Source organism: Streptomyces sp. NPDC059003 (genome assembly GCF_042740445.1).
Classification (GTDB): Bacteria; Actinomycetota; Actinomycetes; order Streptomycetales; family Streptomycetaceae; genus Streptomyces.
Genome location: NZ_JBHYJH010000453.1, coordinates 1 through 1,015 on the forward strand (window position 1 = coordinate 1; position 1,015 = coordinate 1,015).

At 64.4% G+C, this 1,015-nt stretch carries 1 protein-coding gene; it reads right to left on the reverse strand.

Annotated features, from left to right (window positions below):
* Positions 1 to 112 precede the first annotated feature (112 nt).
* Complete coding sequence (gene zapE, locus ACFWZ5_RS46540; protein ID WP_384893386.1) at positions 113 to 706, reverse strand: AFG1/ZapE family ATPase; 594 nt, start codon at positions 704 to 706, stop codon at positions 113 to 115.
* Positions 707 to 1,015 lie beyond the last annotated feature (309 nt).

A 1,015-nucleotide genomic window follows, 5' to 3' on the forward strand; every position in this document is an offset into this window, starting at 1 on the left:
ACGATGCCAGGAAGGTGACGCTCCGTCACGCTCCACAAGAATCTTGCCTGAACCTGCAATTGACCCGGGGACGGCTCACGGAATTGAACCGACCCCGGTGTGTTGATCGGGTCTACTTGGTCGTGGTGGGCGGCGTCTTGGGGCGCTCGTTCGGTCTGTAGGAGGGGCCGTTCATGAAGACCTGATGGCTCGTGTTGATCATTCTGTCCAGGAGTGACTCGGCGACGACCGGGTTCGGGAACAACGGATACCAGTCTTGTGGTGCGCGGTTGGCGGTGATCGCGATCGAGCGGCCTTCGGCGATGCGCTGGGAGATCAACTCGTAGAGGTCGTCGGCCTGGCGCGGGGTGAATTCGCGCATCGCGAAGTCGTCCAGGATCAGCAGGTCGGCCTTGACGTGTGCGGCGAGGCACTTGTCGAAGGTGTGGTCGGCGTGGCCGCCGGCCAGATCGGCCAGGATGCGGCGGGTCTTGTGGAAGCGGACCTCGGCTCCGGCGCGGATCGCGAGGTGCCCCATGGCCTGGGCGACGTGGGTCTTCCCGACGCCGACGGCCCCGTAGAGGATGATCGACTCCCCGGCTTGCAGCCAGCGCAGCGCCGCGAGGTCGCGGATCTGCGCGGCCGGGAGTTTGGGGCTGGCGGCGAAGTCGAAGCCCTCGAGGGTGGTTTCGGCCTCGAAACGGGTGCGGCGCAGGCGGCGGACCATGGCCACTCCCGGACCGGCTGATCAACACCAGCCACCAAGTCATCATGAACGGCCCCAGCTACCGCCCGAACAAACGCCCCAAGAATCCGACCGACAAGCCCCGGTCAAGTAGTCCCCATCACAGCCAGAGCCTGGCCTAGCGCGTGACGTTCAGGCTGGGGAGTATCGCGACATCCAACAGCGTGCATCCGCTGGCAGATCCGTGACGACATCCACGAAGCGTTCCTGACACTTGCCTGCTCACTGATCCGCTGGGGCCTGTAAATAGAGCGGTGTTACTCCGATCATGGGGGATCACCTGTATGACCA

Bases quoted from the DNA above. Each gene is read 5' to 3' on its own strand.
- zapE (WP_384893386.1), bottom strand. From the start codon at position 706: ATGGTCCGCCGCCTGCGCCGCACCCGTTTCGAGGCCGAAACCACCCTC.